Here is a 17,609-nt window from a genome sequence, read left to right as displayed (position 1 = left end):
GGGGTGCCACTTGCGGTGGGCGGTCCGCCCTCCGCCTGGTGGGGGCTGGTCGCGCAGTTCCTCGCGCCCCTGGGGTCATCCGGCGGGGCATCGCGCACTCCGTGCGGGGGTGGGGTCGGGCGCCACTCCGGGGGTACCTCCTCGGAATGCGCGTCTGGCGTCATGACGTGTTCGTGGGGCGGTGGGGTGCGCATTCCTGCGGGGGCACCCCCGGATCGTCCCCCTCCCGGGCCGGTGCGGCGGCTGCCTGCCGGTGGGGGTGAATGTGGTTCGGGGACTGCGGTTCGCCCCCGACGGCGGCGCACCCCCACAAGAAGGCCGTCAGCCGACGTCGAATCTGCACGGGTGGTGGGGGTGGGAACACCCCGCGCCGCCAGGCGCGGGAAACCCCCACGGCGGGTCAGCCGCCCACGCACCCCGGGCGGGCACCGCCCGAAGCGGCGCCGTCAGGCGCGGGGACCCCCGTGGCGGGTCAGCCGCCTCCGTACGCCAGGCGGCCGCCGGCCGAGCGCGGCACCCCCGCGGCGGGGCAGCCGGCCTCGTACGCCAGGCGGCCAGCGGCCGAGCACGGCACCCTGCGGCGGGGCAGCCGCGAGCCCCACTGCGCCCGCCGTCGCACCGCCGGAGGCGCCGGCGTCAACGCCCGGGGTTGGGAGAGGTTACGCGCGTTCACCCCTTTTGATGGCGTCGCGGACAACCGTCCGCCGCCATGACCGGACGGCGCAATACGGTCGTCGCGCCGGGCGGGACACGACCCCGCCGGGTGTGGCGGACGAGAAGGGCCGGATCCGTGCGGATTGGATTACTTACCGAGGGTGGTTACCCGTACGCGAGGAGTGAGGGAAGCGCCTGGTGCGAGCGCCTCGTGAGCGGCCTGCCCCGTCACGAATTCGACGTGTACGCCCTGAGCCGTTCCGCGCGGACCGAGGCGGCGGGCCTGGTCAGGACTCCGTCGCATGTGTGCCGGGTGCGGCAGGAGCGGTTGTGGGGTGCGCCTGCCGGGGAGCCGTTCCGGGGTGGGCGGGCGGCGCGGGGTGCCTTCCGTGAGGGGTTCCGCGAGTTCGCCGGGGCGCTGGCCGGCGGGGGGACGGAGCGGCGGGCGGACCGTTTCGCCTGCGGGCTGTACGCGCTGGCGGATCTCGCGCAGGAGTGTCCGGGGGCGCTCCCCGCGCTGTTGCGGGGGGACGAGGCGCTGGGGGAGCTGGAGGCGGCGTGCCGGGCGCCCGGTGTGCGTCCGGTGCTCGCGGACATCGTGGTGACGGAGCTGCTCGCCGTCGTCGACGAGCTGGAGCGTGTGCTGCGCCCGCTGTCCGCGCGGTGGTACGGGCCCGCGGAGCTGGGCGCCGTGGACGTGTGCCATGCGGTGTCCGGTGGGCCCGCCGCGCTGCCGGGTCTGCTGGCCAAACGGTTCTGCGGGACGCCGCTCATCGTCACCGAGTACACCGTGCGCGCGCGGGAGGCGCTGCTCGCGCACCGGGCCGCCGGGCTGCCCCCCGCCGTACGGGCGCTGCTCGGTGACCTGCACCGGCTGCTGTCCGGCGAGGCCTACCGCCGGGCCGCGCTCGTCACGCCCGGATCCGCGCACGTGCGCCGCTGGCAGGAGCGGTGCGGGGCGCCGAAGGAGCGGATGCGCACGATCCATCCCGGTATCGACGCGGGGCGCTTCGCGCGGGCCGGGGCGGCGGCGGAGGCCGCGGCCGACGCGGAGGAGCAGGCGGCGCACGCGGAACCCACCATCGCGTGGGTGGGCCGGGCCGATCCCGCGAAGGACCTCGTCGCGCTGCTGCACGCCTTCCACGCGATACGCCGTGAGGAGCCCCGGGCGCGGCTGCGGATCTTCCACGCCCGGCCCGCGGACGAGCGCGCCGCCGGCTACCTCGGCCACTGCCGGATGCTGGCCGCCCAGCTCTTCCCGGACGAGGCGGCGGACGCGCACGCGGTCGGCGAGAGCCCGGTGAGTTTCGAGGAGATCGGCTCGCCGGGTGCGCCGGAGGCCGCCGACGCCTACGCGGCGGGCGACGTCGTGGTGCTGTCGAGCTGCGCGGAGGGCTTTCCGCTGAGCCTGGTCGAGGCGATGTTCTGCGGGCGGCCGACCGTGTCGACGGACGTCGGCGCGGTGCGCGAGGTCATCGGCGGCACGGGGCTCGTGGTGCCGCCGCGCAATCCGAAGGCGCTCGCCGGGGCGGCCCTCGACCTGCTGCGCGGCCCCGGGCGTGCCGCCCGGCTCGGAGCCGCGGCGCGCGAGCGGGCACTCGCCCTCTTCACCGTCTCCGCGTCCGTGGACGCCTTCCGCGAGAGCTACCTCGGTGTGGTGGCCCACCACCCCGCCCGCCGCCCGGCCCTCCTCGACGCGCAGGGCGACCCGCGCCCGTTCACCACCCCCGCGGAATTCCTCGCTCCCGGCCGCCTGGCCCCCACCCCGGCCCACCCCGTGTGGGCCCCCGTCCCCGAAACGGCCCGCCCATGACCACGCACCCCACCCCGATACCGCCCCGCGGCACCGCCGAGGAGGTCCCCGGCTCCGGAGGGGCGCGCGGACGTCCCGCTTCGGCCGCGCCGGTCTCCGGCGAGGGGGCCGCCGGGGGAGACGCTCCGGGCGGGAGCGGGGGGCGCCCGGCCGGGGCGCGGGCGGCGCGCGGGGGCGGCGAATCGATTACGCACGCCCCGCGCGGTGTGCGGAGGCGGGGGCCCGCGGATCCGGTGCGGGCGGTGATGCACCGGTACCGGGGCATGCTCGCCGGGGCCGTCGACGCGTGGGAGATCGCCGCGGGGCTGGAGGCGTACGGCGTCGGCGACGGGGAGGCCCGGCGGCTGCGGCACCGGGACGTCTTCGGCCTCGCCGAGGAGCTGTACGCCCGGGTGCCGCGTGCGGCGCGGGTGGCGGCCGCGCCGCAGCGCCCTGCGGCGGGCAGTGTGCGGCTGGGCGGGCGGGCCGTCGCGGCGCACCTGCTGCCGGGCGCGGGCTGCGTCCTGGCCGCGGGGCTGCCCGCGGCGGCCGGACCGGTCGCGGCGCTGGTCGCCGTCGCGCTGTGGGCGGCGCTGCGCCGCGGCCCGCTGCGGGTGGCGTACGGGGCCGGCGCGGCCCTCTGGACGTACGGCCTGTTCGCCTTCGCGCTGTACGGGCCGCAGGCCGTCGCCGTCCTGGCCGGGCGCGGGCGGTTCGACGCGGGCGCGGGCACGGCGGCTTTCGCGGCGCTGGCGCTGAGCGTGCTGCCGGCGGCGCTGCTGGCCCGCTGGTTCGCGGTCGCCGCCCGCGCCCAGCTCGCCCCGAGCCACGGCCTCGCCGAGTTCGCCGACGCCGTACGGCCCCGGCTCGCGGCCGCCCTCGCCGGGTACGGCGCCGCGCTCGCGGGGCTGCTGCTGCTCGCCGCCGCGATGGCCGGGTCGGCCCCGCTCGCCGGGCCTGCGGCGCTCGGCGCGCTGCTCTTCACCGCCCGGCTGCTGGCCGTCCACGGCCACCCGGGGCCCGCGGCGGCGGGCCTTGCCGCGGCGTGCGCGGCCGAGGCACTGGCCCTCGCGCTCGCCGCCGCCCCCGGCCACGCCGTGCCCGCGGGCGGCACGGCGGAAGCCGCGGTGTGCGGCGCCGCTGCCCTCGTCCTGGCCGTCCAGGCCTTCCGTCTCCTCGGCCGCGCGGCCGCACACCGCCCGCTGCCGTACGCCCGCGACTGACCCTGTCACAACCCACCAGGAGAACGACCCGTGACCACGCACACCGCCCGACCGGCCCCCCCGTCCCCCCTGCCTCCGCCCCGTCCCTTCGCCGACCGCGAGCCGTCCGCGTGCCCGCCCCGCGCCACCGCCCGGCGGGGCGAGCGGGGAGGTGCCCGATGAGAGCGCTCCTGCTCGGGGCCGACGGTTTCCTGGGGCGGCATGTCGCGGAGCGGCTGCTGGCGGATCCGGCGGTGCAGCTCACGGCGTTGGGGCGCAGCGACGACGCCGACGTGCGCTTCGACCTGTCCAGCGGGGCGCCGGGGGTGCTCGCGCGCTTTCTGGACGCGGTGCATCCGGGGGTGGTGGTCAACTGCGCCGGGACGACGCGGGGAGGCGCGCGGGAGCTGACGCGGCAGAACACCGTCGCCGTCGCGACCGTGTGCGAGGCGATGCGGCGCAGCGGGACCGGGGCGCGGCTGGTGCAGGTCGGGTGCGGCTCGGAGTACGGGCCGTCGCCCGCCGGGTCGTCGACCGGGGAGGACGCCGTACCCCGGCCCGGCGGGCCGTACGGGGTGAGCAAGCTCGCCGCGACGGAGCTGGTGCTCGGCTCGGGGCTGGACGCCGTGGTGCTGCGGGTGTTCAGCCCGGTGGGGCCGGGTACGCCGACCGGGGCGCCGCTCGGGCGGATCGCGGAGGCGCTGCGGCGCGCGATGCAGAACGGCGAGCCCGAGCTGCGGCTCGGCGGGCTCGCGGTGCAGCGCGACTTCGTCGACGCGCGGGACGTCGCCCGGGCGGTGCACGCCGCGTCGCTGTCGGCCGCGCAGGGCGTGGTCAACATCGGCAGCGGCCGCGCGGTGCGGATGCGCGACATGGCCGCGGCCCTCGCGCACGTCGCGGGCTACGAGGGCGCGGTGCGGGAGCTGGACGAGCCGCCGGGGGGCGGCGCGGTGGCGCCGCCGTACCCGGACGGCTGCGGCCTGTGGCAGCAGGCGGACGTCCGCACCGCCCGCGACCGGCTCGGCTGGCGGCCGCGGATCGGGCTGGAGGAGTCGCTGGCCGACGTGTGGATGGAGGCGGCATGCCGCGTGTGACCGGGTCGCCCCGCGCCAGGAGTACGGGGACCGGGCTCGCCGTGCCGGGGCTGGCGCATCCGCTCATGGCCCCGGCGGAGTGGGCCGAGCTGGGCCGGCCGGGGGCCGGCCTGCGGTGGGCGGCGTTCGACGTGGGCCGCGGGCCGGGGAGCCGGCCGGACCCGCTGTACGCGGAGGTGACCGCGCGCGTGCGTGAGAACGGCGTCCCACTGCTCGGGACGCTGGATGCCGCGTACGGCGACCGGCCCTTCGGGGAGCTGGTCTCCGACGCCTCCCGCTACCTCGACTGGTACCGGGTCGACGGCTTCTACCTGCACCGCGCGCCCGCCGGCCGCGACCAGGCCGCCGACTGCCACTGGGCGGTGACGACGCTGCGGGCGCTGCTGGAGCGCGAGCCGGGAGCGGGCGGGGGGAGCCGGGGGAGCGGGCTCGTCGTGCTCGGGCACGGCGTCCACCCGCACCCCCGCTACGCCGAACTCGCCGACCAGCTCGTCACCTTCGCCGGCCCCTGGGACCGCTACCGCTGGTCGGAGGCCCCGCAGTGGACCGCGGCGCACCCGCCGTCCATGTTCGTCCACCTCGTCCACTCCGTGCCCGGACTGCATCTGGACGGCGCCCTGCGCATCGCCCGCTGGCAGGGCGCGGGCACGGTGTGCCTGACCGACCGGGGCGACCGCGGTGGGACCGACCCGTGGTCCGGCCTGCCCGGATACTGGGACCGGCTGGTGCGCGCGGCCGCGCAGGGGGCCGCGGACCGGCCACCGCCCAGCATGTGACCGCGGGATGTCTCGGCCCTCGGACCGGGTGTCTTGGAATGAAGACCGGCGTGGCAGTGTTGCAGGGATGCGTGTGCGAAGACGCGCCCGTACCGTCTGAGACCGACCAACCGTATTGCTGAGGTCCCTGTGTCGCTGCCACCCCTGGTCGAGCCGGCCGCCGAGCTCACCGTTGACGAGGTCCGCAGATATTCGCGTCACCTGATCATCCCCGATGTGGGCATGGACGGGCAGAAGCGCCTCAAGAACGCCAAGGTGCTGATCGTAGGCGCCGGCGGTCTCGGGTCGCCCGCCCTGATGTACCTCGCCGCCGCCGGTGTCGGCACGCTCGGCATCGTGGAGTTCGACGAGGTCGACGAGTCGAACCTGCAACGCCAGATCATCCACAGCCAGTCCGACATCGGCCGCTCCAAGGCCGAGTCCGCCCGCGACTCCGTCCTGGGCATCAACCCGTACGTGAACGTCGTGCTGCACGAGACCCGGCTCGAGTCGGACAACGTGATGGAGATCTTCTCCCAGTACGACCTGATCGTCGACGGCACCGACAACTTCGCGACCCGCTACCTGGTCAACGACGCCTGCGTGCTGCTCGGCAAGCCGTACGTGTGGGGCTCGATCTACCGCTTCGACGGCCAGGCCTCCGTGTTCTGGTCCGAGCACGGCCCCTGCTACCGCTGCCTGTACCCGGAGCCCCCGCCGCCCGGCATGGTCCCCTCGTGCGCCGAGGGCGGCGTCCTCGGCGTGCTGTGCGCCTCGATCGGCTCGATCCAGGTCAACGAGGCCATCAAGCTGCTCGCGGGCATCGGCGAGCCGCTGGTCGGCCGGCTGATGATCTACGACGCCCTGGAGATGACCTACCGCACGGTCAAGGTCCGCAAGGACCCGGACTGCGCGGTGTGCGGCACCAACCCCACGGTGACCGAGCTCATCGACTACGAGGCCTTCTGCGGTGTCGTCTCCGAGGAGGCGCAGGCGGCGGCGGCCGGTTCGACGATCACTCCCAAGCAGCTCAAGGAGTGGATCGACGACGGCGAGAACATCGAGATCATCGACGTGCGCGAGCCGAACGAGTACGAGATCGTCTCGATCCCGGGCGCGAAGCTGATCCCGAAGAACGAGTTCCTGATGGGCAGCGCGCTGGAGACGCTGCCGCAGGACAAGCGCATCGTGCTGCACTGCAAGACGGGCGTGCGCAGCGCCGAGGTGCTGGCCGTGCTGAAGTCCGCGGGCTTCTCCGACGCCGTGCACGTCGGCGGCGGCGTGGTCGGCTGGGTCAACACGGTGGAGCCGCACAAGCCGATCTACTGACCGGCGCACGGGCGGCACACCGCGGACGGACGGCGGGGCCGGCACCCTTCGGGGGTGCCGGCCCCGCCGTCGTCGCGCCGGGTGGTGCCCCGGTCAGCGGTTGACCGCCTGGATCTCCCGGACGGTCACCTGCGGCACCGGGTCGTTGGTGACGACGCCGTCCGGCAGGCCGCCGCCCGCGCCGCCGGAACCCGTCCAGCTCACCTTCCAGTGGACGGTGACCCGCAGCGGGTACGGGGCGCTGCCGACCGTCGAGCGGCGGTAGGTCATGCCGCACGGCGGGGTGGCCTGCGGGTTGCCGCTGTAGGCCTTGCCGACGGAGCCGTCCGCCGAGACGGGGCACAGGCCGGACGCGGGGTAGCGGGTGGCGTCCGACTCGCCCGGGTCGATCTCGACGGGCTGCGGCACCGCCTTCGTCTCGGCCCACAGCTGCGCTCCGCCGCCGAGGTCGACGTAGGCGCGCACGCGCACGGTGCTGTAGTTCTGCGTGAGGCGCACCCACGTCGGCAGGTTGACGGTCTGCGTCTGCGCGGGGCTCGTCACCACGGTGACGCCCGGCACCCGGGTGTTGGCGTACGCCAGCCGGGACAGCATCTCGACGGTGATGACGTTCGGGGTGCCGGGAGGGGGCGTCTTGCCGTTGTCGACCCAGAAGGGCAGCGTGCCGTTGCAGTCCATGGTGCGCGGGTCGTTCCCCATGTCCGGGTTCGAGATCGGGCCCCAGAACTGGCCCTTGCCCTGCTTGTCGAGGTTGAAGTCCTTGTAGCCCTCACCCCCGCCGTCCCAGGTGTAGCCCTCCTCGTAGTGCCGCTGGAGTTCGTTCATGGCCTCCAGCGCGTAGTTCGCCTGGCCGGGCACGTTGGTGTCCGCGACCTGCTTGAGGATGTTCGCCTTGAACGTCTTCGGGTCGCCGATCGGGCCGATCCAGCACGGCGGCGGCGACCACGTCACGTTCGACGAGCCCATCGGCCTGCTGCCGGCCTCCTCGTGCTTGCCCGAGGGGTACGTGATGTGCACCCCCGCCGCCAGCAGGCCGCTGCCGTCGCTGTCGCCGGAGGTGGACTTGGACGGGCTGGTGTACGCGTACCCCGGGCCCGCGGCGGCCAGCACCAGCGCCCCGGCGACCACCAGTCCGCGGCATATCGTGCCGGGAGTCCTCACTGCATGCACTGCTTCGCCCCTTCCTTCACGGCGAGTCCCTGGACCTGCCAGAACGGGTGTGCCGTCGCGACCTTGACCACGACCAGGGAGTAGCCCAGGTAGTTGCGGGGGTCGTCACCGGTCACGCGCACCTTCCCGGTGGCGATCTCCTTGCTGTAGAGCTTCGACTGGTCCTCGCACAGCGTGATGCCCACCGACGTGGCCTGCGCGCCGCCGCTGCCCTCGGTGAAGGCCGGCTGGTAGAAGCGGTCGGTGCCGCTGAGCGTGAGCTTGCCGCTGATGTTGGCCTGCACGAAGTCCTTGCCGTGCGCCAGCGCGGTGTTCGCGGAGTGCGCGTACAGCGGCGGGTCCTGGAGTTTCTGCTTCACCACGGCGTGGTCGACGGCCTGGAGGTAGTTCGCGGCGGCCGTCAGTGCGGCGTTCTGCGCCGGGTCGGCGGGCATCGTCCAGTCGAAGACGACCTTCACACCGGCGGGCATCGCCACCGCCGGGTCGAGCTTCAGCGGCGCCCCCGCCTTCGCCGCGGACGACGTGGGCGACGCCGGGGCCGAGGCCGTGGGCGTGGCCGACGGCAGGTCGATGGTCTTGTCCTTGTCCGACCCCGAGCTGCCACCGCATCCGGCCGTCACCACCGCGGCGGCCGCGCTCGTCACCGCCACCGCACAGGCTGTCAGCGCCCTATGGGCTCGCATACGTTCGGCTCCCCGTCCGGCCGTCCCGACACGGGACCGCGGGGGGCGCCGCAGACACGTACCACCCAACTGGTCCCCGATTCCAGGGAACTCACCGTACAGAAAGCGGAAGCGGCACACGAGTGCCCTGGTGTGCGGATTCGGTCACGGCCGTGTCTCGAAACCCGGCACCGGCGCGCGGCCGGCCTCACAACTCCCCGCGCCGGGAGAGCTGCGTGAAGGACAGCCAGCCCGGCAGCACCGGCAGCCAGAACGTCAGCAGCCGGAAGAACAGCACCGCGGGGGTGGCCACCTCCTTGGGCAGCCCCGCCGCGATCAGACCCCCCGTCAGGGCCAGTTCGACCGCGCCCACGCCGCCCGGCGTCGGGGCGGCGGAGCCCAGCGCGTTGCCCGCGAGGAAGACCACCGCGATCGCCGCGTAGCTCAGGCTTCCGCCGAAGGCGCGTACGCAGCCGTCCAGGCAGACCACGAAGGTCACGGTCACCATCAGCGTGCCGCCCAGGCCCGTCGCGAGCTTGCCGGGGCGCTGGAGGACGTCCAGCATGCGCGGCACCACACCCGCGAAGAGCGCCCGTACGCGCGTCGAGACGAACTTGCGCAGCGCCGGCACCGCCGTGACGACCAGCACCAGCACGCCCGCCGTCAGCAGCCCCGCCATGACCGTGCGGGACGGCGACAGCGACGGTGTCTTCTCGGTGCCCGTGATGAAGCCGAAGGTCATCAGCAGCACCACGTGCATGCCCAGGCCCACCAGCTGCGAGGCGCCCACGCTCGCCACCGCCAGGCCCGGGCGCACCCCGGCCTTCTGCAGGTAGCGGGTGTTGAGCGCCACGCCGCCGACCGCGGCCGGCGCCACCAGCTTCACGAACGACCCGGCGATCTGCGCCTGCACCGTCCGCACCAGCGACAGCCGCTCCGGGACGAAGCCGGCCAGCGCGCACGCGGCCGCCACATAGCTCGCCGCCGAGCCCGCCACCGCCACCAGCGCCCAGCGCCAGTCCGCGTGCGCGACGGCCTGGCCGATCGGCACCGAGCTGAGCTGCGACAGCAGGAAGTACGCGGCGAAGGCGCCGGCGATCACGGTGATCAGGGTGCGCGGCTTGATGCGCTCCAGCCGCGCCGGCTCCACCGGGGCCTGCGGGCGGATCAGCAGCACCTGCTGCCGGATCCGCGACAGCAGGTCCTCCTCGCGGGCCTCCTCCAGCGCGATCTCTATCGCCCGCTTCTCCGCCTTGCGCTCCGCCTTCGAGACCGCCTTGCCGTCCTTGCCGTCCCGCTCCTCGGCCTCGGCGTCGGCCCGCACCGCGCCCCGGCGGCCCGCCGCCGCCTCCTGTGCACGCCGCTGGTCGCGCGCCTCCTTCTCGCGGTCCGACGCCGCGAGCACCGCCTCCCGCTCGCGCTGCGCCCGCTCCCGGGCGAGCTGCTTGAGCTGGGCGCGGGTGGCGCGGCTCAGCGCGATCGGCTGGAGCAGCGGCAGCGCGCTGGCCACCGCGTCCGGGCCGAGCACGGCGACCGCGGAGGCCACCGCGCGCTCCGGGCCGACCCGCAGCGCCACCGTCGCCAGCAGCTGCGCCACGTCCATGCGCAGCACGATGTCGCCCGCCGCGATCTCGCCGCCCCGCAGGTCGGTCAGGAAGACCCGGCCCGACCGGTCCACGAGCAGCGACTCGCCGACCAGGCGGCGGTGCGCGATGCGCCGCGACTGGAGCGCCCGCACCTGCGTCCAGGCCTCGCGCAGCAGCGTGTCGGTGATCTCCTCGACGGCCAGTGCGTCCAGCCGGCGGCCGCCGATGTGCTCGTAGACCAGCATCACCGCGTCCGGCCCCAGCTCGGAGGTCGCGATGAGCTTCGGCGCGTTCGCGCCCGCGGCGATCGCCGCGTACGCGAGCAGGGCCTCCTGCTCCAGGGCCTGCCGCAGCGACAGCAGGCTGCGCCGCTCGTTGATGCCGCCGACCAGGGACAGGCGGCGCCAGGCGCGATAGAAGAAGCCCTGTGCCTGCTGCTCGCGGTCCACCACCGTGACGTCCAGCGGCGGGCCGTCCTCCAGCGTCACCAGGTAGCCGCGCCCGCGGTCGGTGTCCGCGGTGCCGGGCCCGTCCTGCCGCACCCGGCGGGCGGTCTGCGGGCTGAAGCCCACCCGGCGCAGCCCGGCCAGCAGCTGGCGGCCGGTCGGCCGGACGTTCGGGGAGCCGACCGCGTAGACGGTGCCGTAGCCGATCGTCCAGCCGATCAGCACCGTCACGGCGATCGAGAACGGTGTCGTGTAGCCGCCGACCAGCACCGCGAAGGCGTCCAGGAGCAGCACGAACCACAGCGCGACACGCCAGCGCGGGCGGCGCGCCATGCCGACCGCCGTCACGTAGGCGATGACCGGCGCGAGATACCCGTGCACGGGGTCGGTCATGCCCGTGCCGGACGGTGAGTTGTGCGTGAGCGCGTCGCGGATCGGGCCGGGCGCGGAATTCGTCACCCACAGGTCGGTGGCCAGCGCGGTGCCGTGCGCCAGCACCGCGGCGAGCACCCCGTCCGCGATCCGCAGGCCGTCCCGCTTGGCCAGCCGCTCGATCGCGAACGCCACCGGAACGATCAGGACGGCGATGCTCGCCGTCAGACCCGCGAACGACGACAGCACGTCGGGCGCGTGGTCCGTGCCCTTCGTGATGTCCGTCTCCAGGCCCGTCGTGGTCGCGTGCGCGAAGCCCGCGACGGCGAGCACGACGGCGATCCCCAGCAGCCCCAGCAGGAAGCGCACGAGGTCGGCGGGGCGGTGCACACGCGCGGCGAGCAGCGGCTCGTCGACGGCGACGGGCGCGGGGTAGGGCTCGGGCACGATGGTGTGGCCGTGCCCGCCCGGTCCGTCGCCGCCGCCGGGCCGGTGGCCGCCGGGCCCGTCCCCGCCGGGCGGCGGACCGCCGTCGCCGCCGCCGGTGGGGCGGGTGCCGTCGGCCCCGCGGGGGGTGCCGCCCTCGCCGCCGGGCCGACGGGGGGCGGTGCCGTCCGCGCCGTTGCCGTTCGGCGGGTGGGGGGCGCCGTCCGCGCCGTCCCCGCCCTCGCCGCCGTCTCCGCGGTCGTGGCCGTCGCCGGTCCCGCCGCGGGCCGGGAGGGGGGGAGGGTCCCCGGCGCCGGGCTGCTCGGCGGTGCCGTCGGAGCCCTCGCGGCCACCGGAGCCGGCGTGCGGGCGCGGCCGGGCGCCGCCCCCGTTCCCGGGCGCGGGCAGCGCTCTACGGGCGCGGGAGGCCGCTCCGGCCTCGTCCGCGCCCGGCTGATCCGCTTCGGTCTCTTCTTGATCTCGTATCACCAGTCACCGCCGGGACGATGGTGGCATGAGCACCGTACGGATGACACCGGAACCCCCCGGTGTCGGTGGTCTGCGGCAGGATTGGGCGGATGAGCGAGGAGAGCGCGGAGAACGGGGGGAACGCCCCGGACGGACCCGGTGAGTACGCGGACCGGGTGCTCGACACCGTCGACCTGATCCCGCCGGGGCGCGTGATGAGCTACGGCGACATCGCCGAGTGGCTCGGCGAGGGCGGCCCCCGGCAGGTCGGCCGGGTGCTCGCGCTGTACGGCAGCGGGGTGCCGTGGTGGCGCGTCGTCCGGTCCGACGGGGTGCTGCTCCCCGGCCACGAGCTGCGCGCCCTGGACGCCTACCGGGCCGAGGGCACCCCGCTGCGCGCCGCGGGCCCCGCGACGGAGGGCCACATACCGCGCATCGACATGCGCCGGGCGCGCTGGGACGGGCGCACGCCGGGCGCGGACGGCGGCTGAGGGCCGGAAGCTCATGCCCCCCAGCTTCGGCCATCCGGGGCCCGACCACCGCATCGCCACCCCGCGCGTGTCCCGCCGCGCCCCCGCCCGGCAGCCCCCGCGCCCGCCGCCGTGCGCGGGCCGGGCGCCCTCAGGGGCGCGCGGCAGTGTGCGCGCGGCCCGCCGGGCCCGGGCGGTCCGCAGCGCACCGCACCGCCCCCGCGCCGCGGCCGGGGCCGGCGGACGGGCTCCGGCGGGCACCCGCCCCGCGCGCGGCGGCGTGTCCCCGCGGCGGGCGGCGTAGCGTCGGGGGACCGCAGCGGACGGCGGCGGCCCGGGCGCGCACCGCCCGTCCCGTACGGCGACCGCACCGGCGTACGGGCGTGCGCGCCGTCGTACGATCCGGCGCACCCACCGGTGCGCCCGCGCGCCACCGCACCACCGACCACCACGAAACCGGCGAACCACGTGATCCTGTCTCCTCCCCCCGCCCCCGCTGCCTCCGCGGCGACCGGCTACCGGCTGCTGCGGACCCCGCCGGAGCCCGTACGGCCCCCTGTGCTGGACGCGGACCAGCGGGCGGTGGTTGAGCACCGGGACGGCCCGCTGCTGGTGCTCGCCGGGCCCGGGACGGGCAAGACCACGACACTCGTGGAATCCGTGCTCGCCCGGGTGCGGGCCGGGACGGCGCCCGACCGCGTCCTCGTCCTGACCTTCAGCCGCCGCGCCGCGGTCGACCTGCGCGACCGGATGGCCGCGCGGGGCCTGGCCGGGCTGCACGCCTCCACCTTCCACTCCTTCTGCTACGCCCTGGTCCGCGAGGAGCAGAGCCCCGAGGCCTTCGAGGAGCCGGTGCGGCTGCTGTCCGGGCCCGAGCAGGACCTGCTGGTCCGCGAGCTGCTCGCCGGGCAGCCCGCACTGGAGAAGGAGGGCCTCGGCCGGGTCCGCTGGCCCGCGGACCTGCGGGCGGCACTCACCACGCGGGGCTTCGCCGACGAGGTGCGCGCGGTGCTGGCCCGCACCCGCGAGCTGGGCCTCGGGCCGGACGCGCTCGCCGCCTTCGCCGCCCGCATCGGGCGTCCCGACTGGACGGCGGCGGCGGCCTTCCTGGACGAGTACCTGGAGGTCACGGAGCTGGGCGGGATGGTCGACTACGCCGAGCTCGTCCACCGCGCCGTGCTGCTGGCCCGGCGCCCCGAGGTGCACGAGCGGCTGTCGCGGCGCTACGACGCCGTCTACGTCGACGAGTACCAGGACACCGACCCGGCGCAGGTGCGGCTGCTGCGGGCGCTCGCCGGACAGGGCCGCACGCTGGTCGCCTTCGGCGACCCGGACCAGTCCGTCTACGCCTTCCGCGGCGCCGACGTGAACGGCATCCTCGGCTTCCCCGAACAGTTCCCGCGGCGCGACGGGCACCCGGCGCCGGTGCGCGTGCTGCGCGCCTCGCGGCGGGCGCGCGCCGGGCTGCTGGCGGCCACCCGGCAGATCGCCGCCCGCATGCCGCTGCCCCGGCTGCCCGCCGCCGCCGTCCGCGCCCACCGCGCGCCGTCCGCGACCGCGCCCGGCGGCACGGTGGCCGTGCGCACCTACCCGACGCCGGGCGCCGAGGTCGAGTCCGTCGCGGACACGCTGCGGCGCGCCCACCTGGAGGACGGCCTGCCGTGGCACGACATGGCCGTCCTGACCCGCTCCACCGCCGCCCTCGCCCCCCTCCGCCGCGCCCTCACCTCGGCCGGCGTCCCCATCGACCTCCCTCCCTCCACCACCCCCCTCCACACCGACCCCGCCCTGACCCCCCTCCTCCTGGCCCTCCGCGTCGCCGCCACCTCCCTCCTCCCGGCTTCCGGCGACGCCCCGGCGGGCGGTGACGCCCCGGCCTCCGGTGACGCCCCGGCTTCCGGTGACGCCCCGGCCTCCGGTGACGCCCCGGTCTCCGGTGACGCCCCGGCGGGCGGTGATTCCCCGGCGGGCGGTGACGCCCCCGCTTCCGGCGACGCCCAGGCTTCCGGCGACTCCCCGGCTTCCGGCGATTCCCCGGCGGGCGGTGACGCCCCCGCTTCCGGTGACACCCCGGCTTCCGGTGACGCCCCGGCGGGCGGTGATGCCCCCGCTTCCGGTGACACCCCGGCTTCCGGTGACACCCCGGCTTCCGGTGATGCCCCTGCTGCCGGCGACGCCCCCGCGCCCCCCGGGGAAGCCGCCGGGAGCCGTGCGCGGGCAGCCGCCGGGGAACCGGCGGGAACGGCGCCGGGCACCGCACCCGGGCCCGCCCCGGCGCCCGTACCTCCGCGCGCGGCGGCGAACGGCGTACGGGTGGGGGTGGAGGACGCCCTCACGCTGCTGGGGTCCCCGCTCGGCGGCATGGACGCCGGGGATCTGCGGCGGTTGGGGCGGGCCCTGCGCGAGGAGGAGCGGGCGGCGGGGGCCGCCGTGCCCCGCCCCTCCGACGAGCTGATCGCTGAGGCGCTGAGCCGGCCGGAGCTGCTCGTGGCGCACGACGCCTCCTACGCCCGCGCCCCGCGGCGCCTGGCCGCGCTGCTGGCGCGTGCGCGCGCCGCGCTCGCGGCGGGCGGCACCGCCGAGGACGCCCTGTGGGCGCTGTGGGACGGCACCCCGTGGGCGGCCCGCCTGGAGCGGGCCGCCCTGCGCGGCGGCGCGGCGGGCCGCAACGCCGACCGCGACCTGGACGCGGTGTGCGCGCTGTTCGAGTCGGCGGCCCGCGCGGAGGAGCGCACGGGCGGCCGCGGCGCCCTGAACTTCCTGGAGGAGCTGTCCCACCACGACATCGCCGCCGACACACTGAGCGGCCGGACCGTCCGCCCGGACGCGGTGCAGCTCATGACCGCGCACCGCGCGAAGGGCCTGGAGTGGCGGCTCGTGGTGGTCGCGGGCGTGCAGGAGGGTGTGTGGCCCGACCTGCGCCGCCGCGGCTCGCTGCTGGAGGCCGACCGGATCGGCCGCGACGGCATCGCCCCGCCGCTGAGCCAGGGCGCGCTGCTCGCGGAGGAGCGCCGGCTGTTCTACGTGGCGGCGACCCGCGCGTCGGAGCGCCTGCTCGTGACGGCGGTGAGGTCCGCCGCGGACGACGGCGACCAGCCCTCGCGCTTCCTCGCCGAGCTGGGAGTGCCGCCGCAGGACGTGACGCACCGGCCGCGCCGCCCGCTCGCGGTGGCCGCGCTGGTCGCCGAGCTGCGCGCGACCGCCGTCGACCCGGCGGCCTCGCCCGCGCTGCGGGACGCCGCCGCCCGCCGCCTGGCCCGGCTCGCGGCGCTGAACGACGACGGCCACCCGCTGGTCCCGTCGGCGCACCCGGACCGCTGGTGGGGCCTGTACGAGCCGACGGCCTCGGCCGTGCCGCTGCGGGACCGCGACCAGCCGGTCGTCCTGTCCGGCAGCGCGCTGGACCAGCTCGCCGGCACGTGCGCCCTGCAGTGGTTCCTGGGCCGCGAGGTCAGGGCGGAACCGCCCGCGACGGCCGCGCAGGGCTTCGGCAACGTGGTGCACGTGCTGGCCGACGAGGTCGCGTCCGGCCGCGCGCCCGCGGATCTGGACGTGCTGATGGCCCGGCTGGACGACGTCTGGGACGCCCTGGCCTTCGACGCGCCGTGGAAGTCCCGGCAGGAGAAGGACAACGCCCGCGCGGCCCTGGAGCGCTTCCTGCGCTGGCACGTGACGGAGCGCGGCCGCACCCCGGTCGCGTCCGAGCACGACTTCGACGTGACCCTGGCCGCGGGCGACGCGAGGGTGCGGATCCGCGGCAGCATGGACCGGGTCGAGACGGACGCCCAGGGCGCGGCCTACGTCGTCGACTTCAAGACCGGCAGGTCCAGGCCGACCGCCGCCGAGGTGGCACGCCACCCGCAGCTGGCGGTCTACCAGCTGGCCGTGCGCGAGGGCGCCGTCGACACGCTGTTCGGCGGCGCCACCCCGCCCGCGGGCGGCGCCGAACTCGTGCAGCTGCGGATCGGCGCGGCCCGCCGCGACGGCGGCGAGGCCGTACCGGCGGTGCAGCGGCAGGAGCCGCTCGCGGGGGAGTGGGCCGAGGAGCTGCTGGCCACGGCCGCCGCCCGGGTGCTGGACGAGCGCTTCACCCCGGCCGCCGGCCAGCACTGCACGCACTGCGCCTTCCGGGCCTCCTGCTCCGCCCGGCCGGAGGGACGGCACGTCGTCGAGTGACGTGACGGCGGCCTCCGGGTGGCTGCGAGGAGGCCGCGCGGTGTCCCGCCGGGCGGCCCTCCGTGCGGCCGGCGTGCGCGAACGGGCGCGGCACGGGCTGTCGGTACCGCCCGCTATGGTTTTCCTGTGCCACCCGGGGTGGGGAAGCGCGCCCACGCGGGCGTTGCCGGCACTGGATCGAGGGGGTACGGGCCATGCCGGCCACACGAACGTTCATCGCGGCGCTCTGCGCGGTCGCGGCCGGAGGCGCCGCGCTCACCGGATGCGGCGGCGACGACAAGGGCGACGACGCGGCTCCCCTGATGAAGCCCGTCGTGACGACGTCGGCGAAGGCCGCCGAGCCGTTCGCGGACCTGACGGCGGACGAGGTCCTCGACCGCGCCGAGCAGGGCATGCGCGACTCGGGCGCCATGACCTACGAGCTGTCCGGAACGGACGACGACGGCACGAAGATGCACGTCAAGGGCACCCTGACGACGACGGACAAGTGCGCGCTCGCGGTGGACATGGGCCAGGGCAAGGCCCAGCTGATCTTCACCGGCGGCGCCTACACGTACATGAAGGGCGACCGCACCTTCTGGACGACGAACGCCGACGCCGACGCCGCCGTCGTGATCGGCGACAAGTGGGTGAAGATCCCCTCGTCCGAGTTCGACTCGGACGACCAGGACAACTTCAAGACCATGTGCGACCTCAACGGCATGATGGACACGCTGAGCGAGGACGACGGGTCGGAGAGCACCCTCGACAAGGGCCAGTCGGCCACGGTCGACGGGCAGCAGGTGTTCCAGCTCATCGAGACCGAGGGTGAGGACAAGACCACCATATCCGTCACCACGGGCGACAAGCCGGTCATCGTGCGGGCGCAGGGCACGGACCAGGGCCAGCCGATGCTCATGGTCTTCTCCGACTTCGGCAAGCAGCCGAACGTGTCGGCGCCCCCTCCCTCGCTGACGATCGACCCGAGCAAGGTCGGCGGTCCGGGCGGCCTGCACATCTGACCGCCG

At 76.2% G+C, this 17,609-nt stretch carries 11 protein-coding genes; 8 read left to right on the top strand and 3 right to left on the bottom strand.

Translation table 11 applies throughout. From position 1 onward, the window contains the following. Positions 1-763 precede the first annotated feature (763 nt). The 5 genes from ACH4SE_RS27255 (at position 764) to moeZ (ending at position 6,826) form a co-directional block, all read left to right on the top strand. Positions 764-2,467 (top strand): DUF3492 domain-containing protein, encoded by a 1,704-nt coding sequence (locus tag ACH4SE_RS27255; RefSeq protein ID WP_398546202.1) that lies wholly within the window; start codon positions 764-766, stop codon positions 2,465-2,467. A 245-nt stretch (positions 2,468-2,712) separates the two neighbouring features. Further along, positions 2,713-3,669 (top strand): hypothetical protein, encoded by a 957-nt coding sequence (locus ACH4SE_RS27250; protein ID WP_398546119.1) that lies wholly within the window; start codon positions 2,713-2,715, stop codon positions 3,667-3,669. A 158-nt stretch (positions 3,670-3,827) separates the two neighbouring features. Continuing rightward, positions 3,828-4,742, top strand: a complete 915-nt coding sequence (locus tag ACH4SE_RS27245; RefSeq protein WP_398546118.1) for an NAD-dependent epimerase/dehydratase family protein — start codon at positions 3,828-3,830, stop codon at positions 4,740-4,742. Continuing rightward, positions 4,730-5,518, top strand: coding sequence for a spherulation-specific family 4 protein (locus ACH4SE_RS27240; protein ID WP_398546117.1), 789 nt, complete (start codon positions 4,730-4,732; stop codon positions 5,516-5,518). Before ACH4SE_RS27245 ends, ACH4SE_RS27240 begins: the two co-directional genes overlap by 13 nt. A gap of 129 nt (positions 5,519-5,647) precedes the next feature. After that, positions 5,648-6,826 (top strand): adenylyltransferase/sulfurtransferase MoeZ, encoded by a 1,179-nt coding sequence (gene moeZ, locus ACH4SE_RS27235; protein ID WP_398546116.1) that lies wholly within the window; start codon positions 5,648-5,650, stop codon positions 6,824-6,826. Between the two features lie 93 nt (positions 6,827-6,919). Here moeZ and ACH4SE_RS27230 read toward each other — a convergent pair whose 3' ends face one another. From ACH4SE_RS27230 to ACH4SE_RS27220, 3 genes are all read right to left on the bottom strand, one after another. Continuing rightward, positions 6,920-7,987: a hypothetical protein gene (locus ACH4SE_RS27230; protein WP_398546115.1), complete on the bottom strand. Its 1,068-nt coding sequence runs from the start codon at positions 7,985-7,987 to the stop codon at positions 6,920-6,922. Further along, positions 7,984-8,679 carry a hypothetical protein gene (locus tag ACH4SE_RS27225; RefSeq protein WP_398546114.1) on the bottom strand — a complete coding sequence of 232 codons (696 nt, stop codon included), beginning with the start codon at positions 8,677-8,679 and terminating at the stop codon, positions 7,984-7,986. Before ACH4SE_RS27225 ends, ACH4SE_RS27230 begins: the two co-directional genes overlap by 4 nt. A gap of 187 nt (positions 8,680-8,866) precedes the next feature. After that, the gene (locus ACH4SE_RS27220) at positions 8,867-11,977 is read right to left on the bottom strand and encodes a lysylphosphatidylglycerol synthase domain-containing protein (protein ID WP_398546113.1); all 3,111 of its coding nucleotides are present in this window, start codon (positions 11,975-11,977) and stop codon (positions 8,867-8,869) included. Between the two features lie 89 nt (positions 11,978-12,066). Between ACH4SE_RS27220 and ACH4SE_RS27215 the strand changes: the two genes are divergently transcribed. The 3 genes from ACH4SE_RS27215 to ACH4SE_RS27205 all read left to right on the top strand — a co-directional run bounded on the left by ACH4SE_RS27215 (position 12,067) and on the right by ACH4SE_RS27205 (position 17,603). Further along, the gene (locus tag ACH4SE_RS27215) at positions 12,067-12,447 is read left to right on the top strand and encodes an MGMT family protein (RefSeq protein WP_398546112.1); all 381 of its coding nucleotides are present in this window, start codon (positions 12,067-12,069) and stop codon (positions 12,445-12,447) included. A gap of 447 nt (positions 12,448-12,894) precedes the next feature. Then, the gene (locus tag ACH4SE_RS27210) at positions 12,895-16,602 is read left to right on the top strand and encodes a UvrD-helicase domain-containing protein (protein WP_398546111.1); all 3,708 of its coding nucleotides are present in this window, start codon (positions 12,895-12,897) and stop codon (positions 16,600-16,602) included. A 194-nt stretch (positions 16,603-16,796) separates the two neighbouring features. After that, positions 16,797-17,603 (top strand): hypothetical protein, encoded by an 807-nt coding sequence (locus tag ACH4SE_RS27205; protein ID WP_398546110.1) that lies wholly within the window; start codon positions 16,797-16,799, stop codon positions 17,601-17,603. Positions 17,604-17,609: the final 6 nt, after the last annotated feature.

Source organism: Streptomyces sp. NPDC020983 (assembly GCF_044333485.1).
GTDB lineage: Bacteria > Actinomycetota > Actinomycetes > Streptomycetales > Streptomycetaceae > Actinacidiphila.
This window is presented reverse-complemented; position numbering and strand designations above follow the sequence as displayed.